The organism is Paenibacillus sp. J22R232 (genome assembly GCF_056269165.1).
This window is the reverse complement of the sequence record NZ_JBWDNK010000003.1, coordinates 1-15,443: the sequence shown is the minus strand read 5'-3', so window position 1 is coordinate 15,443 and position 15,443 is coordinate 1. Positions and strand designations below refer to the sequence as shown.

At 50.7% G+C, this 15,443-nt stretch carries 15 protein-coding genes; 4 read left to right on the top strand and 11 right to left on the bottom strand.

The features are described 5' to 3' along the window. Positions 1-63 precede the first annotated feature (63 nt). The 6 genes from AC0YN3_RS11080 to AC0YN3_RS11055 are packed head-to-tail and all read right to left on the bottom strand — an operon-like array spanning position 64 to position 7,267. The gene (locus tag AC0YN3_RS11080) at positions 64-930 is read right to left on the bottom strand and encodes a sugar phosphate isomerase/epimerase family protein (protein WP_475775139.1); all 867 of its coding nucleotides are present in this window, start codon (positions 928-930) and stop codon (positions 64-66) included. Further along, complete coding sequence (locus AC0YN3_RS11075) at positions 927-1,934, bottom strand: DUF6005 family protein (RefSeq protein ID WP_475775138.1); 1,008 nt, start codon at positions 1,932-1,934, stop codon at positions 927-929. The genes AC0YN3_RS11080 and AC0YN3_RS11075 overlap by 4 nt, the downstream gene beginning before the upstream one ends. Beyond that, complete coding sequence (locus AC0YN3_RS11070; RefSeq protein ID WP_475775137.1) at positions 1,931-2,224, bottom strand: acyl carrier protein; 294 nt, start codon at positions 2,222-2,224, stop codon at positions 1,931-1,933. The genes AC0YN3_RS11075 and AC0YN3_RS11070 overlap by 4 nt, the downstream gene beginning before the upstream one ends. Then, positions 2,218-3,492, bottom strand: coding sequence for an AMP-binding protein (locus tag AC0YN3_RS11065; RefSeq protein WP_475775136.1), 1,275 nt, complete (start codon positions 3,490-3,492; stop codon positions 2,218-2,220). Before AC0YN3_RS11065 ends, AC0YN3_RS11070 begins: the two co-directional genes overlap by 7 nt. Then, positions 3,470-5,380: an IucA/IucC family protein gene (locus tag AC0YN3_RS11060; protein WP_475775135.1), complete on the bottom strand. Its 1,911-nt coding sequence runs from the start codon at positions 5,378-5,380 to the stop codon at positions 3,470-3,472. Before AC0YN3_RS11060 ends, AC0YN3_RS11065 begins: the two co-directional genes overlap by 23 nt. A 30-nt stretch (positions 5,381-5,410) precedes the next feature. Beyond that, on the bottom strand, positions 5,411-7,267 hold the full coding sequence (locus AC0YN3_RS11055) for an IucA/IucC family protein (protein WP_475775615.1): 1,857 nt from the start codon (positions 7,265-7,267) through the stop codon (positions 5,411-5,413). Positions 7,268-7,572: 305 nt separating this feature from the next. Here AC0YN3_RS11055 and AC0YN3_RS11050 point away from each other — a divergent pair, with 305 nt between their 5' ends. Beyond that, a complete protein-coding gene (locus tag AC0YN3_RS11050) occupies positions 7,573-7,911 on the top strand; it encodes a hypothetical protein (protein WP_475775614.1) in 339 nt (112 codons plus the stop codon). 113 nt (positions 7,912-8,024) lie between these two features. On the opposite strand, the gene AC0YN3_RS11045 is transcribed toward AC0YN3_RS11050, so the two are convergent. Both AC0YN3_RS11045 and AC0YN3_RS11040 read right to left on the bottom strand, forming a co-directional pair. Next, complete coding sequence (locus tag AC0YN3_RS11045; RefSeq protein WP_475775134.1) at positions 8,025-10,136, bottom strand: transglycosylase domain-containing protein; 2,112 nt, start codon at positions 10,134-10,136, stop codon at positions 8,025-8,027. A gap of 247 nt (positions 10,137-10,383) precedes the next feature. After that, positions 10,384-10,617, bottom strand: a complete 234-nt coding sequence (locus AC0YN3_RS11040) for a hypothetical protein (protein ID WP_475775133.1) — start codon at positions 10,615-10,617, stop codon at positions 10,384-10,386. Between the two features lie 235 nt (positions 10,618-10,852). Between AC0YN3_RS11040 and AC0YN3_RS11035 the strand changes: the two genes are divergently transcribed. Continuing rightward, positions 10,853-11,014 carry a hypothetical protein gene (locus AC0YN3_RS11035; RefSeq protein ID WP_183569095.1) on the top strand — a complete coding sequence of 54 codons (162 nt, stop codon included), beginning with the start codon at positions 10,853-10,855 and terminating at the stop codon, positions 11,012-11,014. Positions 11,015-11,207: 193 nt separating this feature from the next. Here AC0YN3_RS11035 and AC0YN3_RS11030 read toward each other — a convergent pair whose 3' ends face one another. Next, the gene (locus tag AC0YN3_RS11030; protein ID WP_475775132.1) at positions 11,208-12,353 is read right to left on the bottom strand and encodes an MFS transporter; all 1,146 of its coding nucleotides are present in this window, start codon (positions 12,351-12,353) and stop codon (positions 11,208-11,210) included. Positions 12,354-12,898: 545 nt separating this feature from the next. Here AC0YN3_RS11030 and AC0YN3_RS11025 point away from each other — a divergent pair. Further along, positions 12,899-14,056 carry an acyl-CoA dehydrogenase family protein gene (locus AC0YN3_RS11025; protein WP_475775131.1) on the top strand — a complete coding sequence of 386 codons (1,158 nt, stop codon included), beginning with the start codon at positions 12,899-12,901 and terminating at the stop codon, positions 14,054-14,056. Between the two features lie 26 nt (positions 14,057-14,082). Here the strand turns inward: AC0YN3_RS11025 and AC0YN3_RS11020 are convergent, their stop codons facing one another. Both AC0YN3_RS11020 and AC0YN3_RS11015 read right to left on the bottom strand, forming a co-directional pair. Then, positions 14,083-14,811 carry a PIG-L family deacetylase gene (locus AC0YN3_RS11020; protein WP_475775130.1) on the bottom strand — a complete coding sequence of 243 codons (729 nt, stop codon included), beginning with the start codon at positions 14,809-14,811 and terminating at the stop codon, positions 14,083-14,085. Further along, the gene (locus tag AC0YN3_RS11015; RefSeq protein WP_475775129.1) at positions 14,808-15,119 is read right to left on the bottom strand and encodes a DUF1806 family protein; all 312 of its coding nucleotides are present in this window, start codon (positions 15,117-15,119) and stop codon (positions 14,808-14,810) included. The genes AC0YN3_RS11020 and AC0YN3_RS11015 overlap by 4 nt, the downstream gene beginning before the upstream one ends. A 134-nt stretch (positions 15,120-15,253) precedes the next feature. Here AC0YN3_RS11015 and AC0YN3_RS11010 point away from each other — a divergent pair. Then, positions 15,254-15,443 (top strand): hypothetical protein (locus AC0YN3_RS11010; RefSeq protein ID WP_475775128.1); only part of this gene is annotated, 190 nt, incomplete at its 3' end.

The window sequence follows — 15,443 nt, the reverse complement described above, 5'->3', positions numbered from 1 at the left end:
CGGAGCTTGCTTCTTCTTGGGCTGTTACTTCCATACAGCCGGATCGTTCACCTTATTGGGAGATTATCCGATCGGCTGCGCGGCATGCGCTTTGCGAATAAACGCGATATCTTGGGCCAATACTTCTTGGCTGTTCGCACCGAACCACTCGAGCGAGGCGAAACGTCCCGCTTGCGCGCCAGCTGCATCCCTTTTTATTTGCTCCAGCACCGGCCGGTAATCGATGGCACCCTCGCACAGCGGAACCATCCCTCTGCGGTCTCCGCTTGGCGAGTACACGTTATGCGGCTCAAACAGCTTGGCTTGCTGAAGGGAAGCACTATTTTTCAAGTGATAATAGTCGACCCATGGATTAAGCTGTGATAGCGATTCAAGCGGGTCCGCTCCCGACTCCCATAAATGGAATACGTCCAGATTAAGTCCGATAGCAGGATGGTCAAGCTCCTCCATTAAGCGCAGCGTGCTGTCCAACCGGTCGGCTAGCGTGTTCGGATGGGTTTCTAGCAGCAGCTTTTTGCCCGCTCTTGCGCATAAATCGCCAATATACCGCAGCCGATCGAGATATTGCGCCCATTCCGCCATTCCTGCTTCGCCGCTTGGACGTTCGCCTGCAAACGTGCGGATACGGCTCACGTTGAACCAATCAGCGAGCGTAATCACTTGCTTGGTCTGCTTCTCGATCCGGGAATAGTCTACATCAAGAGCAATATTCAAGTAATCGCTCAGCATCGATACTTCCAGCCCGTTATTTATGAGCTGCGCTCTCGGATCTTCCATTCGGCCATAGCTGCCCTTTGCCTCATATAGGCTGCGGGCATGCGTACCCCATAGCTCGATGCCGTTAAATCCGTGCGCGGCCGCGAATGCAATCAATTCCTTCATAGATATAAGCTGATGGCGGAACGAGATCGTACATAATGCGATTTTCATGTCCGACCTCCTGCTTCGACTGCTGCCTGCTCGCGCCAACGGAGGAAATACTGCTCAAGTCCCTGTTTGATCTGTTTTTCAACGCCGTCAAGGCGATCCAAATGCGTGTTAATCGTTTCCAGCAGCTCCATCCGATGCGTCGTGGCCAGCTTAATGGCGAGATACTGCACCGCCGTGTAGCCCTGCACCAGCTCCTCGACCAGGTCGCAGTAATGAATAAACACAGGATCGCTTGGGTCCCGCTCCGGCATCAAATACATAAAAGCATGCTCATAGCCGTATTTTCTTATGGCGAGCACTTTCAGCTGGCGCAGCGAAGGCGTAAGGCGACGCAGCTGATCTGCTTCGCCGCTCGCCGACAGCCTAGCAACAATGCCTCTGATCTGGGCGGTCAGTTCGTTCCGATCTCCTTTGAAGGTTGCCAAAAACAGCTGCTCCACCTTCTCCCTGGCAGGCTCTTGAATATCGATGGCATCTATATAATAGCCGCCGCCGAATGCATTGCCGCATATCGCCTCAAGCACGCGCTCGCGGCGCACGATGCCTTCCCAGCGAAAATCTGGATCGCGCATGAACCATTCGTCCTCATTATCCGTTTTCTCGATCATGAGAAAATGCGGAAACGGCTTCTGATGGAATTTATTTTCCCTCTCTGGCATAAGCGCCATGTCAATGTGAACGATAATGGATCGATGCGCCGGCTTCTCCTCCAGCAACTGAAGCAGCACCTCGACATTGCAAGCCTTGCTCCGCGAGAAATCATACCACTCCTTTACGGGCAATCCGAACAGCTGCGCATACGACTCCAAATATGCGTCATGCGTGATGTCCTTCGAGAAATAAGACAGCTCCTCGTTCTCATTTACGACAAAGTCCCCGTCCCATACTCCAAAATAAAATGGCCTGTAGTCAACAGAACTGTTTCGTTTCACAATTTCACATAGACAGCTGATTAAGCAATGGACCTTAATCGACTCTTCTCCCTCAAGCGGCTGCTTCATCATCGTCCAAGATCACCTGCCACGTTTAAATCGAGTGGTTCCAGCCTCATGATAAAATCCAGCAACGAGCCAACCGTCCCAAATACGCTTGGATCTACCTCATCCTCCGGCACAAAAAGCCTCATGTCTTCTTCGATAAAAACAATAAGCTGAAGAATCATGACCGAATCCAAATATAAATCCTCATTTAACCGGATGCTCTCTTCCAAGGGCTGGAGTTTCCTTGCCGTTTCCGATTCCAAACGATAGATTAGAAGCTGCTCCAGCTTTTGTTTGACCTCTGCCCTCAACATTGCACAGCCTCCTCCAGCTCCAATTGCCGTCTGCTTATTTTACCGGTAGCACCTTTCGGGATTTCGCTCACGAGAGCAATCTCAAGCGGAACCTTGTAGGCAGGAAGCCGCTTCAAGCACCATTCCCGCACCGCCTCCGGCCGTACCGTCTCCTCGGCGACTGCCATGCACCTGACCTTGTCGCCCGCGACCGGATGGTTCCCGCGATAAATGACATTCTCTCTAATCCCAGGCATTGCAGCGATAACCGCCTCTACTTCGAGGGGGTACACCTTGAGGCCGCCAACGTTGATCACGTCATCAAGCCTCGATACATAGGTCAACGTTCCATCTGCATGCACAAGTCCAAGATCGCCCGTTCTCACCGTCAATTCGGCAGATTCGGCAACGAGTTCAGCCGGAGTATCCCTCATCAGCGGCTCTCCGTTAGTTGTAGCAGCACTAACCTTCCACTTGCGAAGCGGCAAACCTAAATCATGCGCAGATCTCATTCCCGTACTCAAGCTGATGCAGCCTGCCTCTGAACAGCCGTATTGCTGCAGCAGCGTGCTTCCGGTTTGGCCGAGCTGCTCGAATTGTCGGACGGACATTGGCATCCCCGAGCTCATCAGCTTATTCAGCTTCATCTGCCCATGGCTTAGAGCGGCGATGGTTTGCAGCTGGGCCGGAACGCCGTATACGATATGATCAGGGAAGTCGCGTATGAGTGCTAGCGTGAGCTTCGGATTTGCGTCCGTCACGACAATAGGCTCTGCTCCTCTGGCTAGGGAAGCTAGCATGCCGCATAATAAGCCGTATGAATGGGTGACTGGTGTCAATACGATCGGCGCGGTTTCCGCATTTAGCCCGATTGCTTCGTTATAAGACGCGATTTCATCCTGTATCTTGTGCCAGCTGCGGCCAATGAGCTTCGGATGGCCCGTCGTCCCCGAGCTGAATTGGTAAACCTTCGCTTCGTTGTCCGAGATAACGGCTGCAGGTCCATGATTGGCGAAATAGGCTGCCGGCTCCTGAAAGATCAATCCCGCACACCCTGCCCCCTCCATCGTTGTGAGTGCTGCTTCAAACGGCGTTCCCCCATGCATGAGCAAGATGGAGCTTCCATGTTCCTTTAGATACAGCACTAACGAGATCAGCTGAGCGGCATCGGAAATGCATAAGGCGAGACGCTTCCCCTGCGGTTTTTGCAAATGCGGCAATCTCAAAAAAGCATGCCAGTTCCGTTCATGCTCCGCCACGGATATTTTATTTCGATTGACCTGAAGCATAGCTGTGCAGCTCCTCTCTATTTCTTTTCTCACCAAGCGCCATCCGCTCTTCGCGTACCCATTCTTCCATCGCCGAATGCAACGGATTCTCAACCATATGGCAAAATTCGGTTCCTTCCGATTGCAGCCTGCTGTTCGCGAGCTGCTCAACGGGACAGCTTGGCACGTAAAGGTCAAATTGCTTGAAGCGCTCGCAATGGCCTTGATATTGCTTCTGGTGCGCGGAGAGCACCTTGACGGCAAGCTTCCAGAAATCTTCCTCCCTGTAGCAGTACCGATCATGAAGCATGAGTGCCAGCTCGCCTAAATTAATCATGAACAAAGCATCCAGCGTCATCGCGACGAGCGATGAGCATTCCTTCATCTCGTAATAATCATCAAGCTTTCCTTGGGCATAGACGGGATGGATATCCCTGAACAAAGGCGGCGGAACGGCTGTGCTTATTCCAGCCTCGCAATATTCGACGCCTTCATGGAAATCCTTGAGCGCCACTCTGGCAGGCATGCCGTTATGGTGCACGAGAATCATGTTCTGCGCATGCGATTCCAGTGCTATTCCGTGCATAACGAGCAAATGAACGACAGGCAGCATCGCGGCTTCAAGCAGCCTCTCCAGCCATGCCGTCATGCCGATTCGTTGTATCCACGGATCGATAAACGGCGTCCCGTCAGATTCAAGCGCATACAGGGCGTGGAATGGAACGGCTTGCTCATCGGCTGCCAAATACTTATGCACGCTCTCTCGCCAAATCGCTCCCAGTGCTCCGTAACGTTCAATCTCCCTTGGATCTCTGCTTTCCGCCACTGCTTCAGCTTGAAAGGTCACGCCTGCAAACTCCTTCAAAATAATGACGCGTGCCACGTTTTTCAAATAATTGTCTGCCTGGGCAATTCTGCTCAACCATTCCGAAACAGCCGGCGCGCTGACGACTGAATGAGGGGTAAGCGAGCGAACGGATGACGTGTTTCGGATGTGCAAGGACAGTTTCACGCTGGCCTTTTGGGGATGGGATGCGTTGGATAGCGTCCGTATCGACTGCTGAGCCATGTAAGTGTCCATGCCACAGCCCAAGAGCACAATTTGTTTATCGTGCAGTTCACTAAGGAAAGCAGGGACAATTTTATTTCTCCATTGCCAGGGATGCACAGGCAGCCATATGTATCGCAGCGGATCGCAACCGGCCTGCGCCAGCCGCTCGCGGAACGCAGCCGTTTGCTCATCGCCAAGCTCATCAACAAGCAATTGCTCAAAGCTCGCCCCGCTTACGATTGCTGATTTGGCAATCGTTTTGTCGATAGCCACCCACAAAGGACGAAGCTCCTGTTTGTACTCTGGTCCGAAAGCATAATTATCCTCATATTGAAAGCCCATCCTCGACTTATAGCAGGGGTGGTATGGATGTCCGTCCATCACTTCCCGCTCCAGCTCATCAAAGGATAAACCTTTTAACGGCAGGAAGCGCATCGCTCGCTCGTATTGCGCGAGAACGTCCTTGAGCCGCGTTTGTTCAAGCTCATCAGCCATCGCCCGAAGATTTCCGCAGCCGTCTCCATCTCCGTTGCCTGCAAGAAGCTCGAACATCACCTGTCCCGGCTGCAAAGCCTGATTCACAGTATGGTCCATTGTCCGAATGACAGAATCCCGCTCAAGTCTGATTCTTCCGAACGTATAGGCCCTTCTGCCTGTGCAGCTGTAGGTCACCGTTTTTCCGGATGCATCCTTGCCATCGATTCTAAAAACGAGCTTCTCCCCGTCTTTCTCCTGGCGAGGCACAACAATCTGCTCATAGAGCAGCGATTCCAGCAGCTGCCTAACGATTCTTTCGCTAACCTGTTTGTATATAGGCGAAGCGATTGCCTCGCTAACCTGATACGCTTGCCAAAGCAAAATTGCTCCCTCCTTTGCTTGCCTATTGGATCAAAACGCCGCAGTCAGTTTTCGTGAGGCTTTAAGCCTTGAGTCCTGAACGGTACGATAGACGGGATTATCCATTTGCACATAGATAGCAGGGGTCTCATGACTCCCAGCAAGCTCATCTACGTCATGGAATCGAGTCAGCAGATTCGCTTTGCAGGGCAGTTTATCTTTCTCCAGCAGCATCTCGAACAAAGCGGAACTGTCACGGCTGAGCGGCAGATAGTCAACGAGCACGGTGACCAGCTCTTTTAGAAGCTCGCTTTCCGCGATCAAGCCTTCTGAGCCAAAGCCCTGTATCAAGCCAAACATATGATTAATGATGACGTAATAACAAAATCTTTCATCGACGACTTGATCTTCGTAGAAATTGCCTGTCGCAACCCCGATTCCCGGCAAAGCCTGCTCTAGCACCGCTCTCAATGATTCGCAGAAATAATAGCCTTGATTGTCTCGGTAATAATAGTGGACGGGATAACCGTCCACTAGCCGGATCACGCTATTCTGCTGATGGGCTTCAAGCGCCACTCCATATTTCATGTACAGCCACAGCATCGGGCAAAGGGAAAGCTTCAAATAGCGTTTGAACCAGTCCTTGCTTACCTCGGCAGCCGATCTTCCTTCACGCTGCGCGATTGCTTCGATGATATTCGCCAAACGTGATCTGCTGCCAGGTATGGCCTGCTGCACAAGCGCAGCGGTTAACGTGGCTTGCTCCGCTTGCTTGTTCATGAATGGGTTCATGCGAAGCACGACCTCAAAGCCCGATTCTTCTGTCAATTGTGACTGAAGCGTAATAAATGCGGGATCATGAACGATCGTAAAACCAGGGTAATGCCTGCTCACATCCCCTACCGCGGTGCCAAAGAGCCTCATGACTTCCCCGCCGCAGCCAAGCTCCCTTGTTTTGTTGATGCGAAGCGAATTCGTTACTTTAATGGGGGCAGACACTTTTATCATGAAAGGGGCTCTCGAATGATAGAGCGTGCGTATGGAAGAAGTAGCATAATATTCCTCGCCTAGCTGCCCCAGATTGAGCAGCATGCCGGAATCCAGCCAGCCAATGACCTCCGGCGCGTTCAGCATATGTTCCGCTTGCAAGGGATGCACGGGGAGGATTGACCACTCGTTGGAGCGGATATAGTTTTGGATCGGGTGGGACTTCAATTGCTCCTGCTCGGATAGATGCGTCTTGATCCAAGCCGTTGCGGATTGCTCTAAGCTCGAGCCTTCCTTGACGATCTCGATTCTAGCCGCAAAATAATGCATGCGCAGCTTTCCCTTCAGCTCAGGGGAATACTCCATTTTTCTTGTATCGGGAATGCCTTGCCTGCTTTTGGGAGTCGGATGCATCGAGTGGCCAAAAATCAATGATTGTTCGGCGTCGATGAAAGAGAACGATGTCCCGTAAAGGCTGTCGTAATCGTCTGACCTTGCTTCGATGAATGATTGGATATGATGGCAGCTCTGGATAACCCGGTAAACGAATTCCCCGGCGAATTGGCCATTCTCATAAATGATGGATAGCTCCTTCACCAGCAATGCCGTTAATGTCAAATAATCAGCCTCTAGCATCGTCCCTTGCGGAGAGTTGCGGTAGTACAGAGGAAACTCATAGCGATGCTTTCCGGTAGCGGATACGTATTGGACCGCGGCATACACGTCAACTTGCTGGCGGCACAGATGAATGTGTAAATAATGGATCGATTCGAATCGGTTCCTTTTTACGGGAAGCTCGACAGCTAGGAGAGGACTGATGCAATGATCAATGCCCGTCTCTCGCAAATAGCAGTTTAGGACATTCGTTATAGTAGCTTCTTCGGCGAATCGCTTCGCATCGGAATGCGCTTGTTCATGTATCGATAGCTTGATTGCATCATCGCTCGTTTGCGACGGGTTAACGATAAAATTACCTCCCTGTTCGAACGGTTGTGTGCTGTGGCATTGACTTCATTTGATATCGTAAATGATTATCATTATCAATACAAGCATCTGGATAAAAATGGTTCTTTTTAACTACGATGCCTTTTTCCTCCGGTTCCCTTCGCCACCATTCGACATAATCCCGTTTTGGTTTTTATTTTTTTGCTTATTCATAAATATGTTGCTGCATGGAAACATTATTTGCATAGGACAAAAACCGTAGGAGGCCCTGCTTGCATTACATGTACAGCTCAGCGCTGCTGCTTACGGGATTGCTTGTCGTCAACGCGGTATATTCGTATCAGAACAAGCACATTGATCCCCATTTCTGGACAACCCTCAAATTTCAACTGCTGGCTTTACCGTTGTTCCTCATCGCTAATCTTTGTATTGGCTATGGCATCAAATGGGGATATAAAGCGATAGGAAGCTTAGGCTACGTGCTGCTTGCCTCCAAAGGAATAGAGCTGTTTGTATCGTTGCTTATGGGCTTTATTTTTATGAGGGAAACGCCTTCATGGCGAACATGGGCGGGGCTTGCTATTATCCTGATCGGATTTTTTGTAGCCAAAGGAAAATAACAGGCAGGGATCTAGGAAAAACCGCACAAGCCAAAAGAACGGTCTCCAGATGCGCTGCGCGTGGAGGCCGTTCTTCTCTATCTATGGAACTATGACGTTACACTTTTACCTATTTAGTCCTTATCCCTGCCTCTATCCCTATCCTTCTGATCGCCATGCCTGTCTCTCTCTTTGTTCTCCCTTCTTTCCCGGCCCTTCTTCTCATCCTTTTCACGCTCTTTTTTCGACTTCTCGTTCTTTTTTTCCTTTTCACGCTTTTCCTTTTCTTTCTTATTATCGTCATCAGCCTTATCGTTTTCTTTATCCATATTGTTTTCTTTTTTCTTATTCAATTTAAGCTCAGGAGTGTCCGGGAAAGATAGAACCGGCTCATTCTTCAACGCTGCCGTGAACAGCGCTTGGAATACGGCTGCTGCCGCTTTCGAGCTTGTGGACAAATAATGGCTGCTGTCGGTTTGATCGTAGCCTAGCCACACCGCACCAACCAGCTGAGGCGCATAGCCAACGAACCAGTTGTCCTTCGCGCCGTAGCCCTCAGTCCCGGGCATTTGGGTCGTTCCGGATTTGCCTGCCAGCATGCGGCCTTCTACCGCTGCCGCAGTACCCGTCCCATCCTCTATAACGCCCTTCAGCATTGCGGTCATCATGCGGGCAACGGCTGGTTCTGTCACCTTCGTGCTGCTCTTGTCCTGCTCGAATAAAGCTAACACCTCGCCCTCTGCGGATTCGATACGCGTTATCGCATGCGCCTTGATCCTTACGCCGTCATTGGCGAACACGCCGAATGCCTCAGCCATATGGATCGGCGCAACGCCTTCGTGAAGGCCGCCAAGCGCAAGCCCCAATGTTTGGTCTTCCTTTGATAACGGAATGCCGAACCTGTCTGCGGCATCCATTCCCTTTTGGATTCCCATTTCATTCAATAGCTTCACGGCCGGAATATTATACGAATGAATCAGCGCTTCGTATAGCGATACCTTCCCATGGAAGGATCCGTCTGCATTCCGTGGCTCATAACCGTTAATGTTGACTGGCTCGTCCACCAGCTCATCACCTGGCATGTATCCAAGCTCCAATGCCGGCGTATAGACGACTGCCGGCTTAATCGTAGAGCCCGGCTGGCGTTTCAATTGCGTTGCTCTGTTAAAGCCGCGGAAGGGCTGCTCGCCTCTCCCGCCAACAAGCGCGCGAATACCGCCGTTGCGCGGATCTACAAGAACAGCGCCGCTTTGAATCAACTGGTCCTGGGCGCTCTCGGGAAATAATGCCTTGTTCGCGTAAACCTTCTCCACTGCTTGCTGCATGTCCGTATTCAGTTCCGTATATATGCGCAGACCTCCCTGAAGCACCTCATTTTCGGATAGGCCATACTCGGCCATCGCTTCGCGTATAATTTGATCGACATAATACGGATAATGAATGTCATCGACCCGGTTAGGCTTCGCGCTCAATAGGACAATCGGCTCTTCCAAAGCATCTCTGTATATCGCTTCGCTAATCCGTCCCTGCTCCTTCATCAGCTGAAGCACAACATTACGCCTCTCCTGCGCCTTCTCTTTATGCTTATAAGGGGTGAGTGCGGATGGCGCCTTAATGATTCCAGCCAGCAAGGCTGCCTCAGCTACGGTCAGCTGCTCGGCCTCCTTGCCGAAATACGTGCTTGCGGCTCGGTTAATTCCCCATGCGCCTTCTCCGTAATAGATTTGGTTCAGATACATCTCCATAATCTGTTCCTTGCTGTAATGCTCCTCAATCTTCTGGGCCAGCAGCAGCTCGTTCCATTTTCTCGACCAAGTCCGCTCCTGCGACAGGAAGACATTTTTGGCTAGCTGCTGCGTAATCGTGCTCCCCCCTTGAACGGTTCCTCCCGATGAAAAGTTGGTTACGACAGCTCGGCTAATGGCGCGTACATCCATGCCTTCATGCTTGAAAAACCGTTTGTCCTCCACCGCCACAACGGCATCGACCATATGTGCTGGAATATCCGAATAATTCATTTCCTCAATTTTGTTGAATGCGATGCGTGTTGCTTCTTTGCCGTCCTTGTCGTATACGACAGTCGCAGCTGGCAGCGGCACATCGAGCCGCTCGATGTCCTGTGCGTCAATCATTAGCCGAAAGGTGGTCCAGCCGCCCAGCATCATAATGAGCATTAAAGCGACTGCTATGATGATTAACATTTTTATCGTCTTTCTTTTCTTTGATAATCCAGGTTTTTTTTTCATGCTGTTTCCCCCATGTTGAAACTATTTTTCTTTGTTTAAACTATTCGCAGGCTGTGCCTATTTTCAGCGCATGCGTGCCCAATTTGCGACCCGCTCATAAAAAAATGCCAGAGCGCAGCAGCCTGCGCTCTAGCATTTCTTAGACCAATTCAAGATACCGTAAACATTCGGTCACCGCATACACGCTCATTGCGATCCATCGCGTAACGATGCCTGTCCTTAAACTCGCCATCTTTGATCTATTGGATTACGCCTGCATCATCAGATGAGTAAACTCCCCATATGCCTCTGCCAGCAGCAGATTGTAATTTGCCCGCTTGTTCAGAAATTGCTTGTACTGCACCCATGCAATCTCATCCTCCGGGTTCGCTTCCAAATAGGTTTCAATCTCCTCGATCGTCTGCTCAATTTCATAGTATACATCGCCGTTTTTCACATTTGCCACGCCTCTGCCGCTCAACCGATTCCATTCCTCAATCAACTTATTGGCCTCCTGCTGCCCTATTCTATGATTTTGCAAAGCTACGTGCAGACTTGCAGCAATAGGGCTTCGTTAACTACTATATGCAGCCATGCACCGATGAGAACCTTTTGTTCCAAAAAGCTGATTCTCGATTATTTCCCAAGAAATGATCGGAATATGGCAATCCCTGCTGATTCACGAGCGACTCGCGTGGGTATTTGAGACTATCCAGATCACTAAAGGAGTGGTTCAAATGGCAACGGGACATCGCAATGTGGAGATTGAAGAACGTCATGTGGAGAAAAAATCCGACTCCAGCCTGGTCGCGTCAACGTTCATTAAATACGCGGCTTATATCATTATTTTTTTCGGAGCATTGTATTTCCTTGTACGTTACGTCTTCCCCATGTTCTAAAAGCACCATCAAGCGCTGCTTCAGAAGCAGCGCTTTGAAATTCAAGCTCCTTCGTCATACGTACTTTGGGATAAAAAAAACAACCTTCAGCTCCACTTTAACGTGGCGTCGAAGGTTGTTTTTTCTTTTTTAGGGGATTAGCCGATACCTTATCTCCCTATTGAAAAGCCCTTTTTCTTGAAAGAATTTTTCGTTATGTTAAGCCCTTGTTCCCTTGCGCAAATTTTCTCGTTACGGCATAGAGAATGGAAGCTGTCGCGCAAAATATGCCGAGGATAAGATACAAGGATTGCACGCCTAGATGATCCACCATAACTCCCCCGGCTGCATTGCCGACAATGCCGCCTAGTCCCCATGTAATCGCCGCAAATACGGTTTGCAACGTTGCTCTAGTTCGCTCGCTGGAATAGCTCTCCACCACTTCGACTGCCGTCCCCGCCACAAAGGCAAACGCTATACCGTCCAAAAGCTGCAATACGAGCGTTAAATAAACATCCGCAAATGCAAACAGCATCAAATATTTGAGAGCATAGATGGCTGCGGCAATGCACAGTACCTGGTAATGCCCTATTTTTCTGCTCAGCCTGGCCGAAACCCAGAACATCGGAACCTCGATAATCGCCGCTACCGCAAAAGCGCTGCCGAGCAAGCTTTTATCAAAACCAAGCTCCTTGAAATAAATCGGTAGAAACGAGAAATTGATCGATACCGACATAAACGCCAGCATGCTGATTCCGACAAAAATAATAAACGGCTTGTTTCGGCTGACCTCGCTAATTTGTTCAAGAATGGTCGCCTTCTTGAAGACGGGCTTCGCTTTCGGAAGCAGGAATATGAATAGCGTCAGCACGGCATTCACTCCTAGGTAATACCAGAAAATATGCTCGTAACCATATCTCTCATATAAAAAGCCTGTTACAAAGGCGCCAATCGCATAGCTGAGCGCACCCCAAAGCCGTACGCTGCCGAAAGAAAAGCCTTCTCTATTCCCGATATCCACCGCTATCGCATCGCTGAGCGGACCCATGGAGGATTGGAACCAAACGAAAAATACAGAGATGGCGATAATGGCGCCGAGACTATCAAAGTAGAGAAAGCCTATTCCGATGAGCGGCGCCGCAATCGCTGACACGAGCAGAATTTGCCGCGGATTGCTGAGCCGGTCATTTAGCATGCCCATGATCGGCTGCGATACTACGCTAATCAACGCCCATAACGATAAGATGAGCCCAACGACAGTATTGCTAAATCCCTTTTCGCTGAAGAAGAGACTCGTATAAGGCATCACGACCGATACGGCCAGATAGAGTAGAAAATAATAGCTTGCTAGGCTTTTCACGGCTCTTCTCTCCTATGTCTTAGAATCATGCTGTCTTCCCAAAACGTTGATTACCTTCAACCTCTGGAGCTATGGTAATATTATTCCTATCCGCGCACTAACTTCTATTCCTACAAGGTGAAACGGCTGTCGCCTTCCTTTGGCGGCGCGGCGCGTTTCATTCCGAGAAATATAGAGAAAGGTTGGCGAAATCATAACCTTTCCTATATTTCAAGGTGAAACGGCTGTCGCTGTCCTTTGGCGGCGCGGTGCGTTTCATTCCGAGAAATATAGAGAAAGGTTGGCGAAATCATATCCTTTCCTATATTTCAAGGCGAAACGGCTGTCGCCTTCCTTTGGCGGCGCGGTGCGTTTCATTCCGAGAAATATAGAGAAAGGTTGGCGAAATCATAACCTTTCCTATATTTCAAGGTGAAACGGCTGTCGCCTTCCTTTGGCGGCGCGCCGCGTTTCATTCCGAGAAATATAGAGAAAGGTTGGCGAAATCATAACCTTTCCTATATTTTAAAATAAGCATTTATCATAAATACAAGGAGTGCATATAGATGGGACGATTAATCGACCAATACATACGAAGCGAAAAAGAACAGCATCTGGCCGATAAAACGGCTGAGCTTGCTGCTTGCTTTGCCGCAAGAGCGGAGAAGCATGACCGGGCAGGCAGCTTCCCCCATGACAATTTCGCCGACCTGCTGGAGGCCGGATATTTGAAGCTCACGGTTCCCGCTGAGCATGGCGGCAACGAACTATCGCTGCACGAGCTCGTCACGCAGCAAGAGCGGCTCGCTTACGGCGACGGATCTACGGCACTCGCCGTTGGCTGGCATCTGGGACAGATGCTCCATCTACGAACGACGCGGAAATGGCCCGAGCCGCTATTCGCGGAGCTATGCCGGGACGTCGTCTCGAAAGGCGCCATGATCAATACGTTCGCCAGCGAAGCCGGGTCTGGAAGCCCTAGCCGCGGCGGCAAACCTGAAACGACGGCGATCCGAACGCAAGGCGGCTGGCTCATCTCCGGACGCAAAACGTTCAGTACGCTGTCGCCGATACTTGACCGCTTCGTCGTATCGGCCTTTATGCCCGAGGAGGAAGCGACCGCTGATTTTCTCGTTTTCAGGAACGAAAACGTAACGGTTCATGAAACCTGGGATACGCTTGGCATGCGCGGCACAGGCAGCCATGACGTCGTGTTAAGTGACGTTTTCGCCGCGGACGAGCATCGGCTTACAGGCAAAGGGGTAGATGACGGAGGCGGCTGGCTCCTGCATATTCCGGCTTGCTACGTCGGCATTGCGCTTGCCGCGCGGGATTTTGCAATTTCCTTTGCGCAATCCTACCGGCCTAACCACCTGCAAGGTCCCATAGCCGAGCTTCCGATCGTCCAGCAGTCGATCGGCCAGATGGAAATCGAGCTGCGGACGGCCCGTTCCCTTCTTTACGAAGCAGCCGGACGCTGGGACCGTGAACCGGCAAACCGTCCCTATCTAAGGCCAGAGCTAGGCTTAGCCAAATATGTAGCTACCAATCATGCGGTTAAGGTAGTCGATATCGCCATGCGAATCGTCGGCGGGTCAAGCTTATCCAGAAGCCTGCCTCTTGAGCGCTATTACCGCGATGTGCGGGCTGGCCTGCATAACCCGCCGATGGACAATACCGTGCTGCAAACACTCGCAACGAGTGCTTTGAACGAGCAGCGTTAACGCTTTAACGGTGCAGCGTTAACGCTTTAACGGTGCAGCGGAGCTTGGAATAAATCATTGGAAACGAGCGGCTCATCGCCTCGATTACCAGCTAAAAAATATTCATTTCCTCCGAGCTTCGCAAGCGCTTCGCGTTCAGGCAGCCACACCCATTCATCGATCTCCGTCTGGCAGCGATGTGCCCGGAAAGCGGCAAGCTTGGCCTTCAAATGCCCGCGGACATCGATTCGCACGACATCCTGCTTCGTATAGCCGAATAGCTCCGGTGCTTCCATTGCATCGCCAAAGGTGATGTAAAAAAGCGAGCCCTTCTGCTTAGCCCGGTGGAATGCATCTGACGTTGCTTTCCCGATCGCACAATGGTCGGGATGGCCGCCCAGCGTTTCATGGAAGGTCAGGACGACATCCGGTTGCTTAGCCTCCATAAGCTCGCCGATCCGCTCAATCAAGCGCTCCGAATCGTAAAACTCGACCATTTTGTCACGTATGTCCAAAAAGATAAGTTCTTGAATCCCTAGTTCCTCGCAAGCCTTCCTCAGCTCGTTCTCGCGAACATCCGGCATCGTTTCCCGATTGACATAAGGCGGATTTCCCATACGCCGCCCCATTTCTCCGCGCGTAGCGCTTACGAGCGTAATCTCGGCTCCCAGGTCCGCATACTTCGCCAGGGTACCTCCGCATATAAACGACTCATCGTCTGGATGGGCGAATACGGCAAGGATTTTGCGTTTTGCTCCCTCGGTTATTCTACTCATTCCGGAAACGGCTCCTTTCCTAGCTGCAAAGCGACATTCATTCTGCCTCTTTCGTCATATCCGGCTAACAGAAGCTTTCCGTCAGCCGCTAGCTCGTAATGGGTAAGGCTCTCGGACCGCAGCCAGCCTGCTTGATCGAAGCGCAGAGCTACCCGATAAGGGCCATCGCCTGCAATCATGGCCTCTTCCAGCCGCACTTTGAAATTCCGAACGAATACGAATGATGTCGCTTCGCTATGCAAATAGACGTCTTGAGCTTGAAATAATGCAAATGCCGCTTGCAGCTTCTGCTTGTCTATATGTTTCATGTTCGGTTCATGCTCCTTCTACTAAATAGATAGCTTCTTTATATTTTAGCATGGGAATTCTGTTTTCACCAAGGTGAAACGGCTGTCGCCGTCCCATGGCGGCGCAGCGCGTTTCATTCCGAGAAATATAGAGAATGGATGGCGAAATCATATCCTTTCCTATATTTCAAGGTGAAACGGCTGTCGCCGTCCCTTGGCGGCGCAGCGCGTTTTATTCCGAGAAATATAGAGAATGGATGGCGAAATCATATCCTTTCCTATATTTCAAGGTGAAACGGCTGTCGCCGTCCCTTGGCGGCGCAGCGCGTTTCATTCCGAGAAATA